This window comes from Pseudomonas sp. FeS53a (genome assembly GCF_000931385.1).
Classification (GTDB): domain Bacteria; phylum Pseudomonadota; class Gammaproteobacteria; order Pseudomonadales; family Pseudomonadaceae; genus Metapseudomonas; species Metapseudomonas otitidis.
The window spans coordinates 158,767-178,196 of sequence record NZ_JYFT01000056.1; the positions used below are offsets into that span (position 1 = coordinate 158,767).

A 19,430-nucleotide genomic window follows, 5' to 3' on the forward strand; every position below is an offset into this window, starting at 1 on the left:
ACGCTTGTTTGAATGCATTCCCGCTGTTTATGACGCCGTTTTTCAGTTGCTGGTGGAGCCCTGCGCGGGGCGGGTATGCTTGGCCGGTTTTCGCGCCCGCAGACGGGGCGCGTGTCGATTCCTGAAGGGGGTTATGTGGAGTTCCTAGCCGATTACGCGGGCTTTCTCGCCAAGACGGTCACCGTGGTGGTGGCCATCCTGATCGTTCTGGTGATGCTTGCCGCACTGCGTGGCCGGGGCCGTCGTGGTGGCGGTGGCCACCTGGAAGTGACCAAGCTCAACGACTTCTATAAAGGCCTGCGCGAGCGCCTGGAGCAGAGCCTGCTGGACAAGGACGCGCTCAAGGCCCAACGCAAGGCCGAAGCCAAGGCGGAGAAGGCCGCGCGCAAGAATCCCCAGGCCAAGCCCCGGGTGTTCGTGCTGGACTTCGACGGCGACATCAAGGCCTCCGCCGCCGACCAACTGCGCCACGAGATCACCGCCCTGCTGACCCTGGCCACGCCCAAGGACGAGGTGGTGCTGCGCCTGGAAAGCGGCGGCGGCATGGTGCACAGCTACGGCCTGGCCGCCTCGCAACTGGCGCGCATCCGCCAGGCCGGCGTGCCGCTGACGGTGTGCGTGGACAAGGTGGCGGCCAGCGGCGGCTACATGATGGCCTGCGTGGGGGATCGCATCCTGGCGGCGCCCTTCGCGATGATCGGCTCCATCGGCGTGGTGGCCCAGTTGCCCAACGTGCACCGCCTGCTGAAGAAGCACGACGTGGACTACGAAGTGCTCACCGCCGGCGAGTACAAGCGCACCCTCACCGTGTTCGGCGAGAACACCGAGAAGGGCCGGGAGAAGTTCCAGGAAGACCTGGAGAGCATCCACGACCGCTTCAAGGACTACGTGGCGCAGTACCGCCCGCAGCTGGCCATCGAGGACGTGGCGACCGGCGAGGTCTGGCTGGGCACCGCCGCCCGCGAGAAGGCGCTGGTGGACGACCTGCGCACCAGCGACGAGTACCTGGCCGAGCGCGCCCGCGAGTCGGAGCTGTTCCTGCTCAGCTACGTGGAGAAGAAGAGCCTGCCGGAGCGTTTCGGCATCGCCGCCAGCGCCAGCGTGGATCGCCTGCTGATGAACTGGTGGGGCCGCCTGCAGCAGCAGCGCTTCTGGCAGTGAACCCTGCCCTCCCCGCCTGAATGAAGAACGCCGCGTTGATCGCGGCGTTTTTTATGAGCGCCTGCATCATCTAAGTGCCACACCTCCTTCACCGTGGTGGCTGCGCATAGCATTGCGCTGGGTGCTCATATTGGGTGGGGCGGGGGAAATTGCCCCTTCAGGAGGCCGAGCGGAGTCATTGCAAAGGGGATTGAGCGGCATGGATGCCGCGAAAGGAGCGCCAGGCCATGGATGGCCTGGCGCGACGCTCCCCGGCGCGATGATGAAGCGAGGGAAGTTTGGCGCAGCCAAACCCGCATGCAGGGGCGAGCCTTTTTGGTTTCTTTTTTGGCGACTGAAAAAAGAAACTCGCCAGGCAAGGCGAAACAAAGGCTGTCAGCAAAACGCGGCAATCAACTTGGCTAAGCGACTGCCGCCGCCCAGCAGATCACTGGATCGTGTCATCCCGCCCCTTGCGCCGGTACGGGAACACGTCGATCACCTTGCCCGCCCGGATGGCCTCCTGCAGGGACTTCCAGTACGCCGCGTCGTACAGCTCGCCATGCAGCTTGTTGAACAGCCGCCGCTGGCCGATGTCGGCGAACAGGAAGCGCGGGAACTCCTCGGGGAAGACGTCGTTCGGCGCCACCGAGTACCAGGGCTCGGCGGCCATCTCGTCCTCGGGGTAGCGCGGCGGCGGGATGACGCGGAAGTTCATCTCCGTCAGGTAGCCGATCTCGTCGTAGTCGTAGAACACCACCCGCCCGTGGCGGGTGACGCCGAAGTTCTTCAGCAGCATGTCGCCGGGGAAGATGTTGGCCGCGGCCAGCTGCTTGATGGCCAGCCCGTAGTCGTCCAGCGCTTCCAGCACCTGGGGTTCGCTGGCGTTCTCCAGGTAGATGTTCAGCGGGGTCATGCGGCGCTCGGTCCAGCAGTGGCGGATGAGCACGGTGTCGCCTTCCAGCGCCACGGTGGAGGGCGCCACCTCCAGCAGTTCGGCAAGGCAGTCCGGGTCGAACTTGGCGCGGGGGAAGCGGAAGTCGGCGAACTCCTGGGTGTCGGCCATGCGCCCGACGCGGTCGACGTTCTTCACCAGCCGGTACTTCTCGATCACGGTGTTGCGGTCCACCGTCTTGGCGTGGGCGAAACGGTCCTTGATGATCTTGAACACCGTGTTGAAGCCCGGCAGCGTGAACACGCTCATGACCATGCCGCGCACACCCGGCGCCATCACGAAGCGGTCGTCGGTGTTGGCCAGGTGGTTGATCAGCGCCCGATAGAACTCCGACTTGCCGTGCTTGTAGAAGCCGATGGAGGTGTACAGCTCGGCGATGTGCTTGCCCGGTAGGATGCGCTTGAGGAAGCCGACGAACTCCGCCGGCACGGCCACGTCCACCATGAAGTAGGAGCGGGTGAAGGAGAAGATGATCGACACCTCAGCCTCGTCGGTGATCAGCGCGTCGGCCTGGATGCCCCTCCCCTCGCGGTGCAGCAGCGCCACCACCAGCGGCCACTGCTCGTCACGGTTGTAGATGCGGCCCACCAGGTAGGCGCCCTTGTTGCGGTAGAGGGTGGAGGAGAACAGCTCGATGCACAGCTCCGGGTCCTTGATGACCCAGTCGGGCAGGCTCTCGCGCAACTGCTCCACCAGGCGGTCGAGGTCGCGCTCCATGTCCTCGAAGGGCACGTCGAAGCAGTAGTCGGCAAAGACCTCGCGCAGCACTTCGCGCAGATCACCGCGCGGGTGATAGCTGCGGGTCTGCGGGGCACGCTCCTGGCTGCGCAGGGAGGGCCGCGTGGTGTGGATGAACATGCAGCCGTCGCTGATCAGGTCGTGGCTGAAGAGGCTGCAGAAGATGGAGTTGAACCAGGTCTCGGCCAGTTCGTCGTCCAGGCGCAGGTCGATCTGCTTGATGTAGGCGCTCTTGACCAGCGGCCAGAGCTGCACGTCCAGCAGCACCTCGTCGTCGAAGGTGCCGCGCAGGCGTTCGCTGACTTCGCTGACCTTGTCTTCGTAGAGGGCGATGCGTGCCGCGGCGGCGCCCTGGATCTCCTGCCACTGGGCCTGCTCGAAGCGGCTGCGCGCGCCGTCGGTGATCTGGCGGAAATGCTCCCGGTAGTCGTCGAACCCTTCGAGGATCAGGCGCGCGATGTCGGCGGCCGGCCATTGCTGCGTCATGGACTCACACTCGGCTGTGGTGTCGGAACAGCGAGCTTAGCCACAGGCCGGGCCGAAAAAAAGCGCCGCCCCGGACTGACTCGCGGGTCGCGTTGCAGCCAGGCGAAGGGGGCTCAGGCCAGCCCGCGGTCGCGCAGGTAGGCCGCCAGGTAGTCGATGAAGGCCAGCACCTTGCCGGTGGCCCGGCGGTGACTGGGGTAGACGGCGAGGATGCGGTCGCCGAAGGCATCCGGGTCGATCTCGTGATCCGGCAGCAGGTTCACCAGGCGCCCGTCGGCCAGGTAGGGAGCGGCGCTCCACAACGGCGCGTGGATCACCCCCATGCCTGCCAGGGCGTTGGCCAGCAGCAGGTCGTAGTTGTCGCTCTCCAGCCGCGACACGCTCGGGTGCAGCAGGCGGGTGCGCTGGCCATCACGCTCGACCCACCAGAACTGCCGGCTCAGGGCCGGGTGGCGGTAGCTGAGCCAGTCGTGGGCGTCGATGGCGTCCAGGCTGAAGGGGCCGCGCCGCGCTACGTAGTCGGGGCTGGCGCAGAGGGCGATGCGGTTGCACCCGACCGGGCGGGCGATGAGCCCCGGCAGGTCGCAGGGGCCTTCGCGCAGGGCCAGGTCGTAACCGGCCTCTACCAGGTCGACGAAGGTGTCGGTCAGGTCCACCCGCAGGGTGATCTGCGGGTAGCTGGCGAGGAAGCCGGCGCACACTTCGTCGAGGAAGGCGCGGCTGAAGGCCAGCGGCGCGGTCATCCGCAGGCTGCCCTTGAGCCCGTGTTGCAGCTGGCCGATCTCTTCGCCGACATCGTGCAGGCGCTGCAGCAGCTGCCGCGCCGTTTCCAAATAGAGCCGCCCGGCCTCGGTGAGCACGATGCGCCGGGTACTGCGCTCGAACAGGCGCGCGCCCAGTTCCGCTTCCAGGTGGCTGACGGCCTTGGTCAGGGCCGAGGGGGTCTTGCCCAGGTGCTCGGCCGCCCGGCTGAAACTGCCGTGGTCGGCGGTGGCGACGAACATCGTGATGGCACCGAGCTTATCCATGGGACTTTTCCAACGGGGCAAAAGCGTTTTGCGTGACCTCGCCGTTATCCACGGCGGAACGAGCCGCTAGTCTCGCCGCCACACCTACAAAAACAAGGGGGCTCCCGTGAAAAACTTCGTTCCTCGACTCCTGGCCACGGCACTGGCTTTTGCCTCGTGGGAAGCCATGGCCGGCGCCGACATGGTGCTGCTCAACGGCAAGGTCTTCACCGCCGACAAGGCCCGGCCGATGGCGCAAGCCCTGGCCGTGGCGGACGGCAAGGTGCTGGCGGTGGGCAGCGATGCGGAAATCAGCGCCCTGGCGGACGCCGGCACCCAGCGCATCGACCTGGGCGGCAAGGCACTGATGCCGGGGCTGATCGACACCCACGCCCACGCCATCTTCGGCGGCCTGGAGATGTCCACCGCCAACATGGGCGATGAGCAGGTGGGCCTGGACGAGCTGGAGAAACGCCTGCGGGCCTGGCGTGACGATGGCACTGCGCGCCGGGGCGATGCGCTCTACGTGGGCGGGATGACCTCGGCCTACTGGGCTCAGGCCGAAGCGTTGGGCCAGCGCTTCGACCGGGGTGAGTGGGCCGGGGTGCCCATCGTCTTCGTCGGCAGCGACCACCACACCGCCTGGGCCAACGCCGCCATGCGCCAGCGCGCCGGCATCGACGCCAAGCTGCTGGCCAGCCTGCCCGAGGCCGAGCGCGGCACCATCGGCCTGGGCAAGGACGGCGCGCCCAACGGCTTCCTGGTGGATGCCGGCTGGGACCGCGTGGCCGCCGTACTGCCACCGCTGGAAGCCGCGACCCTGCTGCGGGCGGGCGAAAACGCCGTGAACACCTTCAATAGCCTGGGCGTGACAGCCTGGATGGACCCGGCCGCCAACGGTGCCCCGGGTGAGCCGCTGTTCGCCCTGAAGCCCACGGAGAAGTCCGTCGGCGTGCTGCCGGTGTACAAGGCCCTGGCGGACAAGGGCGAGCTGACCGCCCACGTCGCCGCGCTGCTGGTGGCCCACCCGAAGAGCCGCCCCGCCGACCTGGACACCCTGGACAAGGTGCGCCAACAGTTCCAGGGCATCGACAACCTGAGCCTGCCGGGGATCAAGGTCTTCGCTGACGGCGTGCTGGAGTACCCGGCGCAGAGCGCGGCGCTGATCGACCCGTACAGCAACAGCCACAAGCAGGGCGAACTGCTGATCGACCCGGCGCACTTCGGCGAACTGGTCAGCGCGGCGGATGCACGCGGCTGGCTCGTACACATCCACGCCATCGGCGACCGTGCGGTGCGTGAGGCGCTCAACGGCATCGAGCAGGCACGCCGAGACCGGCAGAGCGGCATCACCCACTCGATCACCCACCTGCAACTGGTGAACCCCAGGGAGTTCGCGCGCTTCAAGCCGCTCGACGTGATCGCCTCCATGCAGCTGCTCTGGGCCGCCGGGGACGACTACACGCTGGACATGGTCAAGCCCTACGTCAGCGCCTTCGCCTTCCGCTACCAGTACCCGGCGCACTCGCTGCTGAAGCAGGGGGCAACCCTCGCCGGCGCCAGCGACTGGCCGGTGTCCTCGCCCAACCCCTGGGCCGCCATGGCCCAGGCCGTGACCCGCGAGGGCGAGAAAGGCGTGCTCAATGCCGATGAGCGCCTGGACCGGGAGACGATGTTCTACGCCTACACCCTCAACGCCGCCCGAGCCATCGGCCAGGAGCAGCGCATCGGCTCGCTGGCCGTCGGCAAGCAGGCCGACTTCATCCTCCTCGACCGCGACGTGTTCACCGTGGACACCAAGGCCCTGGCCGAAACCCGGGTGCTGAAGACCTGGTTCGGCGGCCGCGAGGTCTACACCGCCGCCCGATAACAACACCGCTCCACCGCTGATGCCTGGCTCCCGCTGCATGGGAGTCGGGCGAAGCCTTGCCCTTCATCTGCCCATAACAATCACAAGATCGGGAATCCACCATGAAGCGTTCCACCACCCTCCTCCTCGCCGGCCTCGCGCTGGCCCCGCTGTGCAGCCAGGCCGCCTTGCCGATCAGCGAGGACCTGGCCGTCGAGATCGACCTCAAACTGACCAGCGACTACCGCACCCGGGGCATCTCGCAGACCCAGAGCGACCCGGCCGCCCAGGCCGGCGCCACGCTGCTGCACTCCAGCGGCCTCTACGCCGGTGCCTGGACCTCCAACGTCGACTACGGCTTCGGCCTCAAGACCCGCCAGGAGGTGGACTACTACGCCGGCTGGTACTGGCAGGCCACGGACGCGGTGAGCCTGGACCTGGGCGTGATCAAGTACGCCTACCCGAAGGAAAGCCAGTTCAACCAGAGCGAGGTGTACGCCGTGCTCGATGCTTACGGCTTCAAGGCCGCCGCCTACTATTCGGCCGATGCCCCGAACGCCATCGGCGAGGACCAGGACACCCTCTACACCTGGGTCGGCTACGAAACCCGGCTGCCTCTCGATGTCGGCCTGGAGCTGCGCTACGGGCGCATGGACTTCAAGGACCCGCTGCTGTGGTCCCGCAGCGGCACCGGCAGCGAGTCGTACCGCGAGTGGGAAGCCAAGCTGACCCGCGACTTCCTCGGTGTCACCTGGGGCCTCGCCTACGTCGACACCGACCTCTCGGAAAGCCAGTGCGCCAGCAACTACGGCTTCACCGACACCTGCAGCGCAACGGTGGTGGCAAGCGTCAGCAAGACGTTCTGAGGGCCGGGTGCAAGGTGGGCCACGCTTCATCGGTCCACCATCGGGGCCATCCGCAACGCCGCTGGTGGACGCTACGCATCGAGCAGCGCCCAATCTCGGCCCTCGTAACGAAAACGCCCCGGCAAGCCGGGGCGTTTCGGGTTCGGGTGCGGATTACTTGCCGGTCTTCACCGTGCTCCACACGCGGGTGCGGATGCGGTCGAGCTTCATGGGCATGGCTTCGAGGGCGAACAGCTTGGCCATGACCTCTTCCGGCGGGTAGATGGTCGGGTCGGCCTTGATGTCCGGGTTCACCTGGGCATCGGAGGCGCTGTTGCCGTTGGCGTACTTCACGTAGTTGCTCACGCCGGCGATCACTTCGGGGCGCAGCAGGTAGTTCATGAAGGCGTAGCCGGCCTTCTCATTCGGGGCGTCGGCGGGCATGGCCACCATGTCGAACCACATGGGCGAGCCTTCCTTGGGAATCGAGTACTTCACCTCGACGCCGTTGCCGGCCTCCTTGGCGCGGGTGGCTGCCTGGAGGATGTCGCCGGAGAAGCCGACGGCCACGCAGATCTCGCCGTTGGCCAGGTCGCCCACGTACTTGGAGGAGTGGAAGTAGCGCACGTAGGGGCGCACTTTGAGCAGCGCGGCCTGGGCGGTCTTGTAGTCATCGGCCTTCTGGCTGTGGTGCGGCAGGCCGAGGTAGTTGAGGGTGATGGGCAGCAGCTCGGGGCCGTTGTCGAGGATGGCGACGCCGCACTTGGCGAGCTTCTCCATGTACTCAGGCTTGAAGATCAGGTCCCAGGAGTCCAGCGGGGCGTTGTCGCCCAGCACGGCCTTGACCTTGGCGGGGTTGTAGCCGATGCCGGTGCTGCCCCACATGTAGGGGAAGCCGTGCTCGTTGCCCGGGTCGTTCACTTCCAGCGCCTTCATCAGCACCGGGTTGAGGTTCTTCCAGTTGGGCAACTGGGACTTGTCCAGCTTCTTCAGGGCGCCGGCCTGGATCTGCTTGGCCATGAAGTGGTTGGAGGGCACCACGATGTCGTAGCCGGATTTGCCGGTCATCAACTTGCCGTCGAGCGTCTCGTTGCTGTCGTACACGTCGTAGACGGCCTTGATGCCGGTCTCCTTGGTGAAGTTGGCGACAGTGTCGGGGGCGATGTAGTCGGTCCAGTTGTAGATCTTCACCGTATCCGCTGCCTGGGCCACACCGGATACGGCGAGGGTCAGGAGCATGGGCGCGAAGGAACGTCTCATTGTGGTTATTTCCTGGCTGTAGAAAGGGTGAACGAGGCACCGCAAGCGTAGAACGATACCGGCGTGTCGCCAGCTTCATCCGCAGGATGGGGACGAGACAATGTCTGCGCGGGGCCCATCCTTCCCTGCGGGCCCGCTGGCAAGAATGCGACTGGCGCGGGCGGCCTACAAGTACTTGCCGGCAGCCTGGCGCGCGGGCCGCGATACCCCGGCCGGGCCGACGCCGCGCCCTGCGGCGATTCGGGCGTTTACCGCCGGCTCGACCGCGACGAAAATACGCACCCCGCCTTCACTGCCACGAGTGCCCGATGCGCGACCTGCCTCCCTTCTCCGCCCCTGTCGTCGAGCTGGTCCAGACCGGCCCGGACCAGGCCGACCTGATCCGCAACCTCTACCAGTTCTATGCCTATGAGTCCTCGGACTGGGAGCAGGAGGACGTGGAGGCCGACGGCCGCTTCTACCTCCATGAAGAGCACCTGGTGCGCTACTGGCAGGAGCCCGACTGGAGCGCCAACCTGCTGCTGGTGGACGGCTTCATCGCCGGGTTCCTGCTGGTGGAGGCCAGCGAGCTGCCGGGGATGGACGCGCTGGAGCTGGCGGACCTGTTCATCCTCAAGAAGTACCGGCGCCAGGGCCTGGGGCGCGCACTGGTCACCCAGGTGCTGACCAGCGGGGAGCGCGATTGGCTGGTGCGCTTCTACCAGGACGATGCCACCGCCCTCGCCTTCTGGCAGGCCGTGCTGCAGGACCTGCCCCGCGCCGTTCAACAGATCGAGCTGGCGGACGAGCCACTGCTGCTGAACTACCGGGTGGTGCAGGCCACTCATTGAGTCACGGACGGGGCTGGAACGACGGGGCCAACCGTCTCGCTTTCCGGCCCTGAGTGAACTCCGGTGGGTCGCGAGCTGTCAGTTCGCTGTCGGCTCGCCGGGTGGACGGCATGGCCATGGGCCATCCGGACGCGGCTCTCCTGCGACAGGGAGCCGGCTTCCGTCATGCCCGCCCGGCGGGCCCGTCCATCACCCTATGAAGATTGCGCCATGTCCCGACCCCGTCCCCCGTTCGCCTTCCGCTCCCTGCTCTCCCCGCGCCTGCTCGGCGCCAGCCTGGCCACCGGCCTGCTGCTGGCCGGCAGTGCCGCCCTGGCCGAGGAGGAGAAAGCCGGCAACGTCCGCTGGATCAGCGACAGCCTGACCACCTACGTCCGCAGCGGCCCCACCGATGGTTACCGCATCGTCGGTACGCTGACCTCGGGGCAGAAGGTGGAGCTGCTCTCGACCCAGGGCGACTACAGCCAGGTACGGGGGGAGAACGGCAGCGCCGTGTGGATTCCCAGCCGCGACCTGCAGGAGGTGCCCGGCCAGGCCGAGCGGCTGCCACAGCTGGAACAGAAGGTGGCCGAGCTGAGCACGCAACTGGCCGGCATTGACGACACCTGGAAGCAACGGGTGCAAGGCATGCAGGAGACGCTGGATTCACGCAAGGCGCTGATCGACGAACTCCAGGCGGCCCGCGCCTCGCTGGACAGCGAGCTGAGCCAGGCCCGTTCGGACCTGCGCGAGACCCAGGCGCAGCTGGGGGATGAGAACAAGCAGGTGCTGATGCGCTACATGGTGTACGGCGGCAGCATTGCCGGTGCCGGCCTCCTGGCCGGGCTGGTACTGCCGACGCTGCTGCGGGTCAGGCGCAAGCGCAACGACCAGTGGATCTGAGGCGGGTGTTGGCCCGAGTCCATCCGGGCCGCTCGCGCTTCACGCGAAGCGCAGGGTGACACGCCGGTTGTGCCGGCTCTTCTTCTCGATCTTGTCGCAGACCACCTGGCCGACCTCGGCGGTGTTCTTCACATGGGTGCCGCCGCAGGGCTGGATGTCGACACCGGGAATGTCCACCACCCGCACCATGCCCTGCATGACCGGCGGCGCCACGGCCTGGGTGCGGGTCATCTCCAGCACGGTCTGGTAGTCGCTGGACGGCAGCATGTGGACGCGTACGTCCAGGGCGCCATTGACCAGCTCGTTGAGGCTCTGGGTGATCACCTCCTTGTCGAGGGTGGACTCGGGCAGGTCGAAGTCCAGGCGCCCCTTCTCCGCACCGATGCTGCAGCCGGTGACCGGTGCATCGATGATCGAGCAGAGCAGGTGCAGGCAGGTGTGCATGCGCATGTGCTGGTAGCGGCGCTCCCAGTCGAGGCAGCCCTGCAGCTCCATGCCGGTGGTGACCACCGGCGCGCCCTCCTCCAACTGGTGCCAGATGATCGACTTGAGCAGCGGGTCGCGCTGGGTGCCGATCACCGTCGCCACTGAGCCATCGGGCAGCAGGAAGTGCCCCTGGTCACCCGGCTGGCCGCCGCCGGTGGGATAGAACAGGGTCTGGTCGAGGGCCACGCCCTGCTCGCTGACGGCGAGGACGCGGGCAGTGAAGGTGCGCTGGTAAGGCGCCTCGTCGAACAGGGCATGGGTATGCAGGGTGAATACCGACATGAGGTCAGCCTCCTATGCTGATGAGGTGGGGTTGCAGCACGGACCTGACCAGGGCACAGAGGCCCGGCGGGTCCAGCAGGGTGATGTCCTGGACCGGCCCGACGATGCGCAGGTTCAGGGGGTAGCGCGGGGCCGGCACCACGGCGCCGAGGTTGCGCAGGCGGTACTGGCGGTGGTGTTGCTCGCTGAGGGTGCATTCCAGGGATAGGCAGCCGAGGCGGCGGTGGTCGGCGTCCAGCACCATCACCTCGCCCGACTCGGGCAGCTCGCCCACCAGGTGCAGGCGCTCGCCGAGGACGAACGCACCGAGGAAGCCGCAGCTGGACGACATGCTGGCCCGCTGCATCTGCAACTGGTTGACGATGCTCACCCGGGTGTTGGCGGGCACGTCCCGGGTGATGACGCAGGCGGGGCTGATGAACACGTTGTCGCCGATGCTCACCGCGCCGAGGATGCGCGCGCCGGCGCCGATCTCCACCCCATTGCCGAGCCGAGGGTGGCGCTTTCCGCCGGGGTTGTCGGCGATGCCGCTGGCGCCGAGGGTGACGCCCGCCAGCAGGTAGCAGTCGTCGCCGATCTCGCAGGTTTCGCCGATGACGGTGCCGAAACCATGATCCAGCACGAAGCGCCGCCCGATGCGCGCAGCCGGGTGGATCTCTGCGCCGGATTGCAGCTTGCCGACGCTGGCGAGCTTGTGGGCGATGATCTCGCGCTCGGCCAGCCCGCCATGGAGCCACACCTGGTGGGCCAGCCGATGGAAGAGGATGGCCTTGAACGACGCATAGGTCTCGAGGATCAGCCCGGTGCGCCCGCAGGACGCGGGGTCGCGCGCGGCATAGGCCTGGAGGTCCTCGGCCACCTGCTGCACGGCCACTTCCATGATGCCGTCGAGGTGCGGCATGAGCACACCCAGCTCATCGGAAGACAGGATGCGGACCAGGTGGTCCAGCAAGCCGTCATAGAGTTTCAACCGATCGAGATATCCCCACATGCTGTTAGCCCTCCCCTGGCTGGTCATTCGAAATGTGGCAGGTAGCTGTCGACACCGTCGTACACCAGAGTCAGGACCCGGGTGCCGGTGGGCAGCTCATGGGCCAGCTCGGCGATAGCCACGAGGTTGGCCGCCGAGGACAACCCCAGGCTGATGGCGTCGGTGCGCATGGTGTGGCGCACCCGCTCCAGGCAGGCGGCCTTGGAGACCTTGAGCATGCCGTCCAGCACATCAAAGTTGAGGATGCGCGGCACCAGCCCGATGGACAGGCCCTGGATCTCATGGGGGGCGTGGCGGTCGTTGAGCAGGTCGCACTGCTCCGGTTCGACGCCGAACACCCGCAGGTGCGGCCAGCGTGCCTTGAGGGTCTCCCCCAGGCCGGTGATGTGCCCACCGGTGCCGATGCCGGCCACCAGGCAATCCAGCGGCCGGTCGTCGAAGTCCCGGAGGATTTCCTGCGCAGTGGTGCGCCGGTGAATCTCCGGGTTGGCCGGGTTGCGCTGCTGGTTGAGCATCACGTAGCCGGGGTTCTCCAGCTGCAGTTCCATGGCCTTCTCGCCGTGGGAGTTGTTGCCACGGCGACTGTCGGAGAGCACCACCTCGGCGCCGTACAACCGCAGCAGCTTCTGCTTCTCGGGGCTGTAGTTGTCGGGGATGACCAGCACCACGCGGTAGCCGAGCAGGTTGCCGGCCATGGCCAGGCCGATGCCGGTGTTGCCGCCGCTGGGTTCGATGATGGTCTGCCCGCTGCCGGGCACCAGGATGCCGCGCGCCTCGGCGTCACGGACCATGGCCAGGGCGATGCGGGCCTTGTGGCTGCCACCCGGGTTGAGGGACTCCAGCTTGGCGTAGACCTCCAGACCGGTTTCGGCACTGAAGGCAGCGAGGCGGACGATGGGTGTCTCGCCGATAGCCTGAAGCAGCGATTCGTGGATCATCTCGGTCCCTCAGTACAGCGGCATGTCGTGGTCGACATCCCGGGCCCAGGCCTTGATGCCGCCTTGCAGCACCCGCAAGCCGGTGAAGCCGGCACTGAGCAGCAGCTGGGCGGCGCGCTCGGCACGCGTGCCGCCGTAGCAGACGATGCACAGCGGGCGTTCGCGATCGAGTTCAGCGAGGCGGGCTTCCAGCTCGCCCAGGGGCAGGTTGAGGCTGCCGGGCAGGCGGCACACTTCCAGTTCGTTCGGCTCGCGCACATCGAGCAGTTGCAGCTTCTCGCCCCGGGCCAGGCTCAGCTGCAGTTCGCGCGGGCTGACGAAGAAGTCGGCGGGCAGGGTCGACTCGCTCATCTGGCTGGAAGCACAGACCACCGGCTCCTCCACCTGCAGCTCGCGGTCGGTGCGGCTTGGCGAGCAGGTGGGGCAGTCCGCGCGGCGCTTGAAGCGGATTTCGGAGAACTTCATCGACAGCGCGTCGAAGCGCATCAGGCGGCCCACCAGGGGTTCGCCGATGCCGAGGATGAGCTTGATGGCCTCGGTGGCCTGGATCAGCCCGACCACGCCCGGCAGTACGCCGATGACGCCGCCGGCATTGCAGTTGGGGGCGAGTTCGGCAGGCGGGCTCTTGGGAAACAGGCAGCGGTAGCATGGGCCGTCCTGGTGGTTGAACACGCTCATCTGCCCGTCGAAGCGATGCAGAGCGCCGTACACCAGCGGCCGGCGCAGCAGCACGCAGGCATCGTTGAGCAGGTAGCGGGTGCCGAAGTTGTCGGTGCCATCCACCACCAGGTCGTAGTCCCCGACCAGGCGCATGGCATTGTCGGGGGTGATTGCGCAATCGTGGGCGTGGATCTGGATGCTGGGGTTGAGGTCCTCCAGGCGGCGCCGGGCGGACTCCACCTTCGGCAACCCGAGGGTGGAGGTGCCATGCACCACCTGGCGCTGCAGGTTGCTGCTTTCCACCCGGTCGAAATCCACCAGCCCTAGGGTGCCGACGCCGGCTGCCGCGAGGTAGAGGCTCACCGGAGAGCCCAGGCCACCGGTGCCGACCACCAGCACGCGGGACTTCTTCAGTCGCAGCTGCCCCTGGCGCCCAACGTCCGGCAGGGTGATGTGGCGCACGTAGCGCCGCACTTCGTCGTTGCTCAGCTCGTCGACATCCAGCCCGCCGGAGGTGGCGAGCATGATGTCCAGCTCGACGCCCGGGGCCAGTTCGCTGTCCACGTCCACCAGCTCGCCGTTGGCGGTGAGCAGGAAGTGCTCCTTGATCTGGGCGTTGCCGTAGAACAGGTGCTCGCGCAGGGCGGCATGCTGCTCGCAGATGCCCTCCACCAGCTCGCGCACCGTCCGGCCCTCGCCTTCCACCCGCGCGGCGGGCAACTTGGCGACCCGCGCCAGTACGTCGGGGAAGATCACCACATTCATAGCCAAACTCCTTTTCTTGCAGGTCGTTATGGGTTGCCGGGGAATTCCCGGCTGCAGACGAATCCTTCGCCGTTCCATTCGAATAACTTGGCGCCCATCGCCTCGCCGGCGCGCACGTCCACCACGAGGTAAGTCACGGGGTGGATGGGCTGTCCCATGAACAGCGCCTTGTCCTCGTCCTCACGGCTGAAATAGGCCCCCACGTCCGGGTGGGAGTGGTAGATGACGCGCACCGGGTTGTCCCCGCGCAGGCTGCGGTTGAGCAGCAGCGTGTCGGCGACCGCGAAGGTGTAGCCGTTGGCGGCACTGCGCCGATACACCTCGGGGCTGCGCTCGTTGAGCTGGTTCTGGATGTTCTCGCCACGGTGCACCCGGGCATCGGCGAACACGAAGCCACAGCACTCTTCGGGGTAGGTCTCGGCGGCATGGCGGTAGATGGCGCCGAGGACCTCGGCGCTGAAGACGTCCTGGTCAGCCATGGGTCAGTCCTTCTTCGCCAGGAACTTTTCCATGGGCACCTTGGTGATGGCGAAGCCGATCAACAGCAGCGAGGAATAGAACGCCAGGTCACGGGAGATGGTGTGGCCTTCGTACCAGGCCCCGATGATCACCGCGAACACCGGGAAGATGATGAAGACGAAGGACAGGATCACCGGGTTGAGGCGCTTGAGCAGGAAGAAGTACACGATGAAGCCCCCCACCGACGCGCACAGCCCCAGGTAGGCCAGCGCCCCCCAGGAACGACCGCTGATGGCGCCGAAATCCGGCTGCTCCACGCCCAGCCCCACGAGGAACAGCATCAGGCCGGCCAGGCCGATGGGCAGGGTGTTGTAGGTGATGACGCTGATCTCCGCGCCCTTCTTCTTGGTCACCACGTAGCACAGCGCATGCATCACGGCCGCCGCGAGGATGGCCAGCACGCCGACGGCCTCGGAGTGTTCCAGGCTCAGCCCCTGCCCGCGCAGGATCATGAACAGGCTGCCGAAACCGATGGCGATGCCCACCACCTGGGAGAGGTAGATGCGCTCCTGCAGGAACAGCGAGGAGAAGATCAGGATGAACACCGGCATGCAGCTGAACAGCAGCGCGGTGAGCCCGGAGGAGACGTGGGTCTCCCCGTAGTTGAGCAGGTAGTACGGCACGCTGAAGTAGCACAGGGTGACGAACACGAAGAAGCCGAAGCTGCCCCGGGGGAAGAAGATCGAGTCGCCACGGATCAGGGCGAAGCAGAGGAACAACGGGAAAGCGATGAGGAAGCGCAGGCCGGAGGCGGTGAGCGGTGGCACGGTTTCCACGGCGATCTTGATGCCCAGCCAGGTGGTGCCCCAGCTGAGGCACACGGTCAGGAACAGCAGGCTGGTGACCAATGCCCCCAGCCATTGCTTCCTGGATTTGCTGGTGTTTTCAATTACCGCGGACATTGGCATGATGACAATCCTTCGTAGTTGCTAAATTGACCCCTAAAATCCAGGTATCAATCACTGATTGACACGGCTCAATCAGGCTATTAGGACGAAAAATGGCTGTCAAACCAATTATTGACACGGTGTCAATCTTGAAAGACGCACTGAATTCCGGACAGGGCGCCAAGTACAAGCGCCTCGCCGGAGCGATGGAGATCAGGATCCTGGAAGGGACGATCGAAGGCGGCTCCAAGCTGCCGCCCCACCGCAACCTGGCGGACCGGCTGGGGGTCACCATCGGCACGGTGAGCCGCGCCTATGCCGAGCTGGAGCGAATGGGGCTGGTGGTGGCGCGGGTCGGAGACGGCACCTTCGTGCGGCGTCGCGGCCTGGAGCGCAAGCGCGACGAGGGCTTCCGCAACTTCATCGAGGAGGCGCCGGAGCTGTACGACATGAGCCGGAACATGCACATCCCCGGCCCTGAAACCGCCTTCCTCGCCCAGAGCCTGATGGACCTGGCGCGGGACCCGCAGACCCTGCGGGAACTGGCGCTCTATACGCCGGACGCCGGCTTGCCGCGCTACCGCCAGGCGGGCGCGCACTGGCTCGGCCACGGCGACTTCCAGCCCCAGGCGGACCAGGTGCTGTGCGTGAACGGCGGCCAGCACGGCCTGCTCTGCACCCTGATGGCACTGGTGCGGGCCGGGGACACCATCGTCACCGAGCAGCTCACCTACCCCGGACTGATCACCGTGGCGCGCATGCTCGGCATCAAGCTGCTGGGCGTGGACATGGACGAGGAAGGGCTGGTCCCGGAATCCCTCGACGAGCTGTGCCGCAGCAACCGGGTGTCGGCGCTGTACTGCACGCCGACCATCCAGAACCCCACCACGGCGGTGCTCTCACCGCAGCGGCGGGAGACCATCGCGCGGCTGTGCCGCGAGCACAACCTGCTGATCATCGAGGACGAGGCCCACGCCGTGCTGGTGGAGGACCGCCCGCCGCCGATGACCCACTACGCGCCGGAGCGCTGCATCCTCATCAGCAGCCTGAGCAAGGCGGTGGCGGCCGGGCTGCGGGTGGGTTACCTGCATGCACCGACCACGCTGGTCAGCCGCATTGCCGCCGCGTTGCGTGCCACCTGCTGGATGGCCACGCCCCTGGCGCTGGAGCTGTCCACCCAATGGATCGAAAACGGCACGGCGAGCAAGTTGCTGCACCAGCAGATCGCCGAGATCGGCCGGCGCAAGGCACTCGTGGAAGGTTTGCTGGACGGGCTGCAATACCGTACCCACCCACAGAGTCCGCACTTCTGGATCGAGGTGCCGGAGGCCTGGCGCGCCTCCGACGTGGAGGCCGACCTGAAGCTGCGCAACTACCTGATCACTGCCGCCGAAACCTTCGCCGTCGGCCGGGCGGCAGTGCCCCAGTACGTACGCGCCAGCGTCAGCAATGCCTCCACCAGCGACCAGTTGCTGTACGACGGTTTCCTCGCCCTCGCCAGCACCCTGCGCCACGGGGCGGAACGTTTCGAAGCCTGATCAGCGCCAGTGGCGCTGCTGAACCTTGCGGGCGCGGCCGACACCGGCCAGGCGCCCCAGGCCCAGCGCCAGGCTCTCCAGCAGCCAGGCCAGGAGGAAGGCGCAGGCCAGGCCCCAGCCAATGGCCTCGGGCACCAGCAGCACCTGGTAGCTGTAGGCATTGGCGGTCTCCAGCAGCAGCTCGCGGTCGGCCCCACTCAGCACGTGCCAGGTGCGTGCGTACCAGGCCCCTTGCATGGCCTGCCATTCCCGCTGCAGCAAGGCATCGCGGTTGACCAGGGTGGCGACGCTGTCGGCGTCGCTGCGCATCACCGGGTCGTCGCTCTGGCGGTAATGCGCCACCAGGGCGTCTAGGTTGCCGTCGAAGAAGCGCTTGGCCGTCTCGCGGAACCCGGCCAGGGCACGCTCCGCTTCCAGTCGGTGGGCCTCCACGCGCTTGGCGTAGTCATCGACGAAGCCGGGAACCTGCACGCCGACCAGCAGCCCCAGGGTGAACAGCACCAGCCTCAGGTAGCTCCTCAGCATCGCCCCTCTCCTCTCAGGTCTGGCCCGAGGCCAGGCATTCGCCGCGTCGCCACAGGGCCCAGGCCCCGGGCTGGTAGCGCGTCCAGGTTTCGTTGTCGGTGAGCGGCTCGGTGGCGATCACCGTCACCACGTCGTCCGGGGTGGTCTCGGCCTGGAAGTCCACCGTCAGGTCGGCGTCCTTCAACCGCGCCGGGCCGAAGGGCGCACGGCGGGTGATGTGGGCCAGCTTGGTGGAGCAGAAGCAGAACAGCCAGTCGCCGTCGCTGACCAGGGCATTGAAAACGCCCCGGGTGCGGTACTCGGAACAGGCCTGCACCAGCACCGGCAGCAGCACCTCCACCGGCACCGGCTCCGGGAAGCCCTGGCGCACCCGGTTGAGCAGGTCGCAGAAGGCCGCCTCGCTGTCGGTGTCGCCCACCGGGCGGTAGAAGCTGGGAGCGGGCTGGAAGTCGGCCAACTGGCCGTTGTGGGCGAAGCACCAGTTGCGCCCCCAGAGCTCCCGCACGAAGGGGTGGGTGTTGGCCAGGCAGACCTTGCCGACGTTGGCCTGGCGGATATGGCCGATGACGGTCTCGCTCTTGATCGGGTAGCGCTGCACCAGGCGCGCCACCTCGGAATCGACGCTGGCCGACGGGTCCTGGAACAGGCGCAGCCCCCGTCCCTCGTAGAAGCCGATGCCCCAACCGTCACGGTGGGGCCCCGTGCCGCCGCCACGCTGCATCAGACCGGTGAAGCTGAACACGATGTCGGTGGGGACGTTGGCACTCATGCCGAGCAGTTCGCACATGGATCAAGGCTCTCGTTTCATGGCCCGCCGCAACAGGTCGGCTTCCCGTTCCAGGCGCCCCTGGAGCGCAGTGCGCCCCAGGGGCAGGAAACGGGTCAGCGCCCGCCACAACAGGCCCGCCAGGTCACCCCGACGTCTTGGAATCAGGTGGAGGTGCAGGTGGGGCACGTGCTGGTTCGCATCCGGCCCGTCGTTCACCAGCATGTTGATGCCCTGTTCGCCAAGGCCAGCCCGGCGCATCGCCGCCATCAGCTCATCGGCCAGGGGCAGCAGGCGCGTGCGGGCGCTCTCGGGCAGGTCATGGAGATACGGCGCATGCTGCCGGGCGACCACCAGGACGTGGGCCGGGCGCAGGGGGAAGATATCCAGCAGCACCAGGAAATCCGCTTCCTCGTGCAGCACATGAGCCGGCGCATGGCCACCGGCGATGGCGCAGAACACGCAATCCATCGGGCACTCCCTGGCGAATGAAAGGGTCCTGCTGCGTGGCTAGAGGCGCGGTTCGATCCGCAGGCGGCGGTCGCCACGGGCATCGGTGCGGGTGTCGAAGCGGGCATCCCCTTCGCGCTCCATCAACTGGCGCAGGGTGGGCTCCTCATCGTCCACGGGCTCCTCGGCCGGCCGCTCGCGGGCCGCACGGCGAGCCTTGATCGCCCGCTCGATGGGCCAACGGATGGCCACGAAGACCAGGTACAGCACGAAGCCGATCATGCCGTACATGGCCAGGTCGGAGACCGCCTTCCAGGCGTTGTTGCCCACCTTGAACACCATGTCCAGCGCCGTCACCGCTACGGCGGGGGCGTACAGGTCGCGACCCGGGTCCACCGGCGTCGGGGTCAGCAGCAGCACCGCCACTACCAGGCGCACCGGCTCGCGCAGCCAGCGCCACATCCAGCCGGTCGCACGGAAGCACACCAGCAGGCAGCCGAGGGCCGCCACGGCGTAGGCACCCCAGGCAAGTAGGTAGTCGTGTTCGTTCATTGGCTTCCGTGGCATGGCGGGCAAAGGGGCGCTTATGATAGCGACTTTTCCCCGCTCCGGCGTCCCCCCGCCGTCGCCC

20 protein-coding genes are annotated in these 19,430 nt (G+C 67.1%); 7 read left to right on the forward strand and 13 right to left on the reverse strand.

Features of this window, described 5'->3' with window-relative positions:
- The first annotated feature begins 135 nt into the window (after positions 1-135).
- Together sohB and SZ55_RS28320 are read left to right on the forward strand one after the other, a co-directional pair.
- Positions 136-1,161 (forward strand): protease SohB, encoded by a 1,026-nt coding sequence (gene sohB, locus SZ55_RS16565; RefSeq protein ID WP_044408482.1) that lies wholly within the window; start codon positions 136-138, stop codon positions 1,159-1,161.
- Between the two features lie 231 nt (positions 1,162-1,392).
- Positions 1,393-1,566: a hypothetical protein gene (locus SZ55_RS28320; RefSeq protein ID WP_160298845.1), complete on the forward strand. Its 174-nt coding sequence runs from the start codon at positions 1,393-1,395 to the stop codon at positions 1,564-1,566.
- 22 nt (positions 1,567-1,588) lie between these two features.
- Here the strand turns inward: SZ55_RS28320 and aceK are convergent, their stop codons facing one another.
- Positions 1,589-3,319 (reverse strand): bifunctional isocitrate dehydrogenase kinase/phosphatase, encoded by a 1,731-nt coding sequence (aceK, locus tag SZ55_RS16570; protein ID WP_044408484.1) that lies wholly within the window; start codon positions 3,317-3,319, stop codon positions 1,589-1,591.
- A 113-nt stretch (positions 3,320-3,432) separates the two neighbouring features.
- Positions 3,433-4,347, reverse strand: coding sequence for a LysR family transcriptional regulator (locus SZ55_RS16575; protein WP_044408487.1), 915 nt, complete (start codon positions 4,345-4,347; stop codon positions 3,433-3,435).
- Positions 4,348-4,453: 106 nt separating this feature from the next.
- Between SZ55_RS16575 and SZ55_RS16580 the strand changes: the two genes are divergently transcribed.
- Together SZ55_RS16580 and SZ55_RS16585 are read left to right on the forward strand one after the other, a co-directional pair.
- Positions 4,454-6,196 carry an amidohydrolase gene (locus SZ55_RS16580; protein WP_044408489.1) on the forward strand — a complete coding sequence of 581 codons (1,743 nt, stop codon included), beginning with the start codon at positions 4,454-4,456 and terminating at the stop codon, positions 6,194-6,196.
- A 101-nt stretch (positions 6,197-6,297) separates the two neighbouring features.
- Positions 6,298-7,041, forward strand: coding sequence for a TorF family putative porin (locus SZ55_RS16585; protein WP_044408492.1), 744 nt, complete (start codon positions 6,298-6,300; stop codon positions 7,039-7,041).
- Between the two features lie 153 nt (positions 7,042-7,194).
- On the opposite strand, the gene SZ55_RS16590 is transcribed toward SZ55_RS16585, so the two are convergent.
- Entirely contained in the window at positions 7,195-8,280 is a 1,086-nt protein-coding gene (locus tag SZ55_RS16590) for a polyamine ABC transporter substrate-binding protein (RefSeq protein WP_044408495.1), read from the reverse strand.
- Between the two features lie 308 nt (positions 8,281-8,588).
- Between SZ55_RS16590 and SZ55_RS16595 the strand changes: the two genes are divergently transcribed.
- Together SZ55_RS16595 and SZ55_RS16600 are read left to right on the forward strand one after the other, a co-directional pair.
- Entirely contained in the window at positions 8,589-9,110 is a 522-nt protein-coding gene (locus SZ55_RS16595) for a GNAT family N-acetyltransferase (protein WP_044408498.1), read from the forward strand.
- Between the two features lie 210 nt (positions 9,111-9,320).
- Positions 9,321-9,992: a TIGR04211 family SH3 domain-containing protein gene (locus tag SZ55_RS16600; protein WP_044408501.1), complete on the forward strand. Its 672-nt coding sequence runs from the start codon at positions 9,321-9,323 to the stop codon at positions 9,990-9,992.
- 39 nt (positions 9,993-10,031) lie between these two features.
- On the opposite strand, the gene SZ55_RS16605 is transcribed toward SZ55_RS16600, so the two are convergent.
- The 6 genes from SZ55_RS16605 to SZ55_RS16630 are packed head-to-tail and all read right to left on the reverse strand — an operon-like array spanning position 10,032 to position 15,535.
- Positions 10,032-10,760 carry an alanyl-tRNA editing protein gene (locus SZ55_RS16605; RefSeq protein WP_044408503.1) on the reverse strand — a complete coding sequence of 243 codons (729 nt, stop codon included), beginning with the start codon at positions 10,758-10,760 and terminating at the stop codon, positions 10,032-10,034.
- Between the two features lie 4 nt (positions 10,761-10,764).
- Positions 10,765-11,751: a serine O-acetyltransferase gene (locus SZ55_RS16610; protein WP_044408505.1), complete on the reverse strand. Its 987-nt coding sequence runs from the start codon at positions 11,749-11,751 to the stop codon at positions 10,765-10,767.
- Between the two features lie 23 nt (positions 11,752-11,774).
- A complete protein-coding gene (locus SZ55_RS16615) occupies positions 11,775-12,689 on the reverse strand; it encodes a PLP-dependent cysteine synthase family protein (RefSeq protein ID WP_044408507.1) in 915 nt (304 codons plus the stop codon).
- A gap of 9 nt (positions 12,690-12,698) precedes the next feature.
- A complete protein-coding gene (moeB, locus tag SZ55_RS16620; protein ID WP_044408510.1) occupies positions 12,699-14,114 on the reverse strand; it encodes a molybdopterin-synthase adenylyltransferase MoeB in 1,416 nt (471 codons plus the stop codon).
- 26 nt (positions 14,115-14,140) lie between these two features.
- On the reverse strand, positions 14,141-14,593 hold the full coding sequence (locus SZ55_RS29130; RefSeq protein ID WP_044408514.1) for a Mov34/MPN/PAD-1 family protein: 453 nt from the start codon (positions 14,591-14,593) through the stop codon (positions 14,141-14,143).
- Positions 14,594-14,596: 3 nt separating this feature from the next.
- On the reverse strand, positions 14,597-15,535 hold the full coding sequence (locus SZ55_RS16630; RefSeq protein ID WP_044408517.1) for a DMT family transporter: 939 nt from the start codon (positions 15,533-15,535) through the stop codon (positions 14,597-14,599).
- A gap of 98 nt (positions 15,536-15,633) precedes the next feature.
- Between SZ55_RS16630 and SZ55_RS16635 the strand changes: the two genes are divergently transcribed.
- Positions 15,634-17,058 carry an aminotransferase-like domain-containing protein gene (locus SZ55_RS16635; protein ID WP_044408520.1) on the forward strand — a complete coding sequence of 475 codons (1,425 nt, stop codon included), beginning with the start codon at positions 15,634-15,636 and terminating at the stop codon, positions 17,056-17,058.
- Here the strand turns inward: SZ55_RS16635 and SZ55_RS16640 are convergent, their stop codons facing one another.
- From SZ55_RS16640 to SZ55_RS16655, 4 genes are read right to left on the reverse strand one after another with little or no spacing between them, the layout of a single operon-like run.
- The gene (locus tag SZ55_RS16640; RefSeq protein WP_044408523.1) at positions 17,059-17,583 is read right to left on the reverse strand and encodes a DUF2937 family protein; all 525 of its coding nucleotides are present in this window, start codon (positions 17,581-17,583) and stop codon (positions 17,059-17,061) included. It lies immediately after the preceding gene.
- Positions 17,584-17,596: 13 nt separating this feature from the next.
- The gene (locus SZ55_RS16645) at positions 17,597-18,370 is read right to left on the reverse strand and encodes a class II glutamine amidotransferase (RefSeq protein WP_044408526.1); all 774 of its coding nucleotides are present in this window, start codon (positions 18,368-18,370) and stop codon (positions 17,597-17,599) included.
- A gap of 3 nt (positions 18,371-18,373) precedes the next feature.
- The gene (locus SZ55_RS16650; protein WP_044408529.1) at positions 18,374-18,820 is read right to left on the reverse strand and encodes an HIT family protein; all 447 of its coding nucleotides are present in this window, start codon (positions 18,818-18,820) and stop codon (positions 18,374-18,376) included.
- A gap of 39 nt (positions 18,821-18,859) precedes the next feature.
- The gene (locus SZ55_RS16655; RefSeq protein ID WP_044408532.1) at positions 18,860-19,351 is read right to left on the reverse strand and encodes a hypothetical protein; all 492 of its coding nucleotides are present in this window, start codon (positions 19,349-19,351) and stop codon (positions 18,860-18,862) included.
- Between the last annotated feature and the right edge of the window lie 79 nt (positions 19,352-19,430).

Excerpts from the sequence above, each read along its gene's own strand:
- SZ55_RS28320 (WP_160298845.1), top strand. The coding sequence starts at position 1,393 with ATGGCCTGGCGCGACGCTCCCCGGCGCGATGATGAAGCGAGGGAAGTT.
- aceK (WP_044408484.1), bottom strand. The coding sequence starts at position 3,319 with ATGACGCAGCAATGGCCGGCCGCCGACATCGCGCGCCTGATCCTCGAA.
- SZ55_RS16575 (WP_044408487.1), bottom strand. The coding sequence starts at position 4,347 with ATGGATAAGCTCGGTGCCATCACGATGTTCGTCGCCACCGCCGACCAC.
- SZ55_RS16585 (WP_044408492.1), top strand. The coding sequence starts at position 6,298 with ATGAAGCGTTCCACCACCCTCCTCCTCGCCGGCCTCGCGCTGGCCCCG.
- SZ55_RS16590 (WP_044408495.1), bottom strand. The coding sequence starts at position 8,280 with ATGAGACGTTCCTTCGCGCCCATGCTCCTGACCCTCGCCGTATCCGGT.
- SZ55_RS16595 (WP_044408498.1), top strand. The coding sequence starts at position 8,589 with ATGCGCGACCTGCCTCCCTTCTCCGCCCCTGTCGTCGAGCTGGTCCAG.
- SZ55_RS16600 (WP_044408501.1), top strand. The coding sequence starts at position 9,321 with ATGTCCCGACCCCGTCCCCCGTTCGCCTTCCGCTCCCTGCTCTCCCCG.
- SZ55_RS16605 (WP_044408503.1), bottom strand. The coding sequence starts at position 10,760 with ATGTCGGTATTCACCCTGCATACCCATGCCCTGTTCGACGAGGCGCCT.
- SZ55_RS16610 (WP_044408505.1), bottom strand. The coding sequence starts at position 11,751 with ATGTGGGGATATCTCGATCGGTTGAAACTCTATGACGGCTTGCTGGAC.
- SZ55_RS16615 (WP_044408507.1), bottom strand. The coding sequence starts at position 12,689 with ATGATCCACGAATCGCTGCTTCAGGCTATCGGCGAGACACCCATCGTC.
- moeB (WP_044408510.1), bottom strand. The coding sequence starts at position 14,114 with ATGAATGTGGTGATCTTCCCCGACGTACTGGCGCGGGTCGCCAAGTTG.
- SZ55_RS29130 (WP_044408514.1), bottom strand. The coding sequence starts at position 14,593 with ATGGCTGACCAGGACGTCTTCAGCGCCGAGGTCCTCGGCGCCATCTAC.
- SZ55_RS16630 (WP_044408517.1), bottom strand. The coding sequence starts at position 15,535 with ATGTCCGCGGTAATTGAAAACACCAGCAAATCCAGGAAGCAATGGCTG.
- SZ55_RS16635 (WP_044408520.1), top strand. The coding sequence starts at position 15,634 with ATGGCTGTCAAACCAATTATTGACACGGTGTCAATCTTGAAAGACGCA.
- SZ55_RS16640 (WP_044408523.1), bottom strand. The coding sequence starts at position 17,583 with ATGCTGAGGAGCTACCTGAGGCTGGTGCTGTTCACCCTGGGGCTGCTG.
- SZ55_RS16645 (WP_044408526.1), bottom strand. The coding sequence starts at position 18,370 with ATGTGCGAACTGCTCGGCATGAGTGCCAACGTCCCCACCGACATCGTG.
- SZ55_RS16650 (WP_044408529.1), bottom strand. The coding sequence starts at position 18,820 with ATGGATTGCGTGTTCTGCGCCATCGCCGGTGGCCATGCGCCGGCTCAT.
- SZ55_RS16655 (WP_044408532.1), bottom strand. The coding sequence starts at position 19,351 with ATGAACGAACACGACTACCTACTTGCCTGGGGTGCCTACGCCGTGGCG.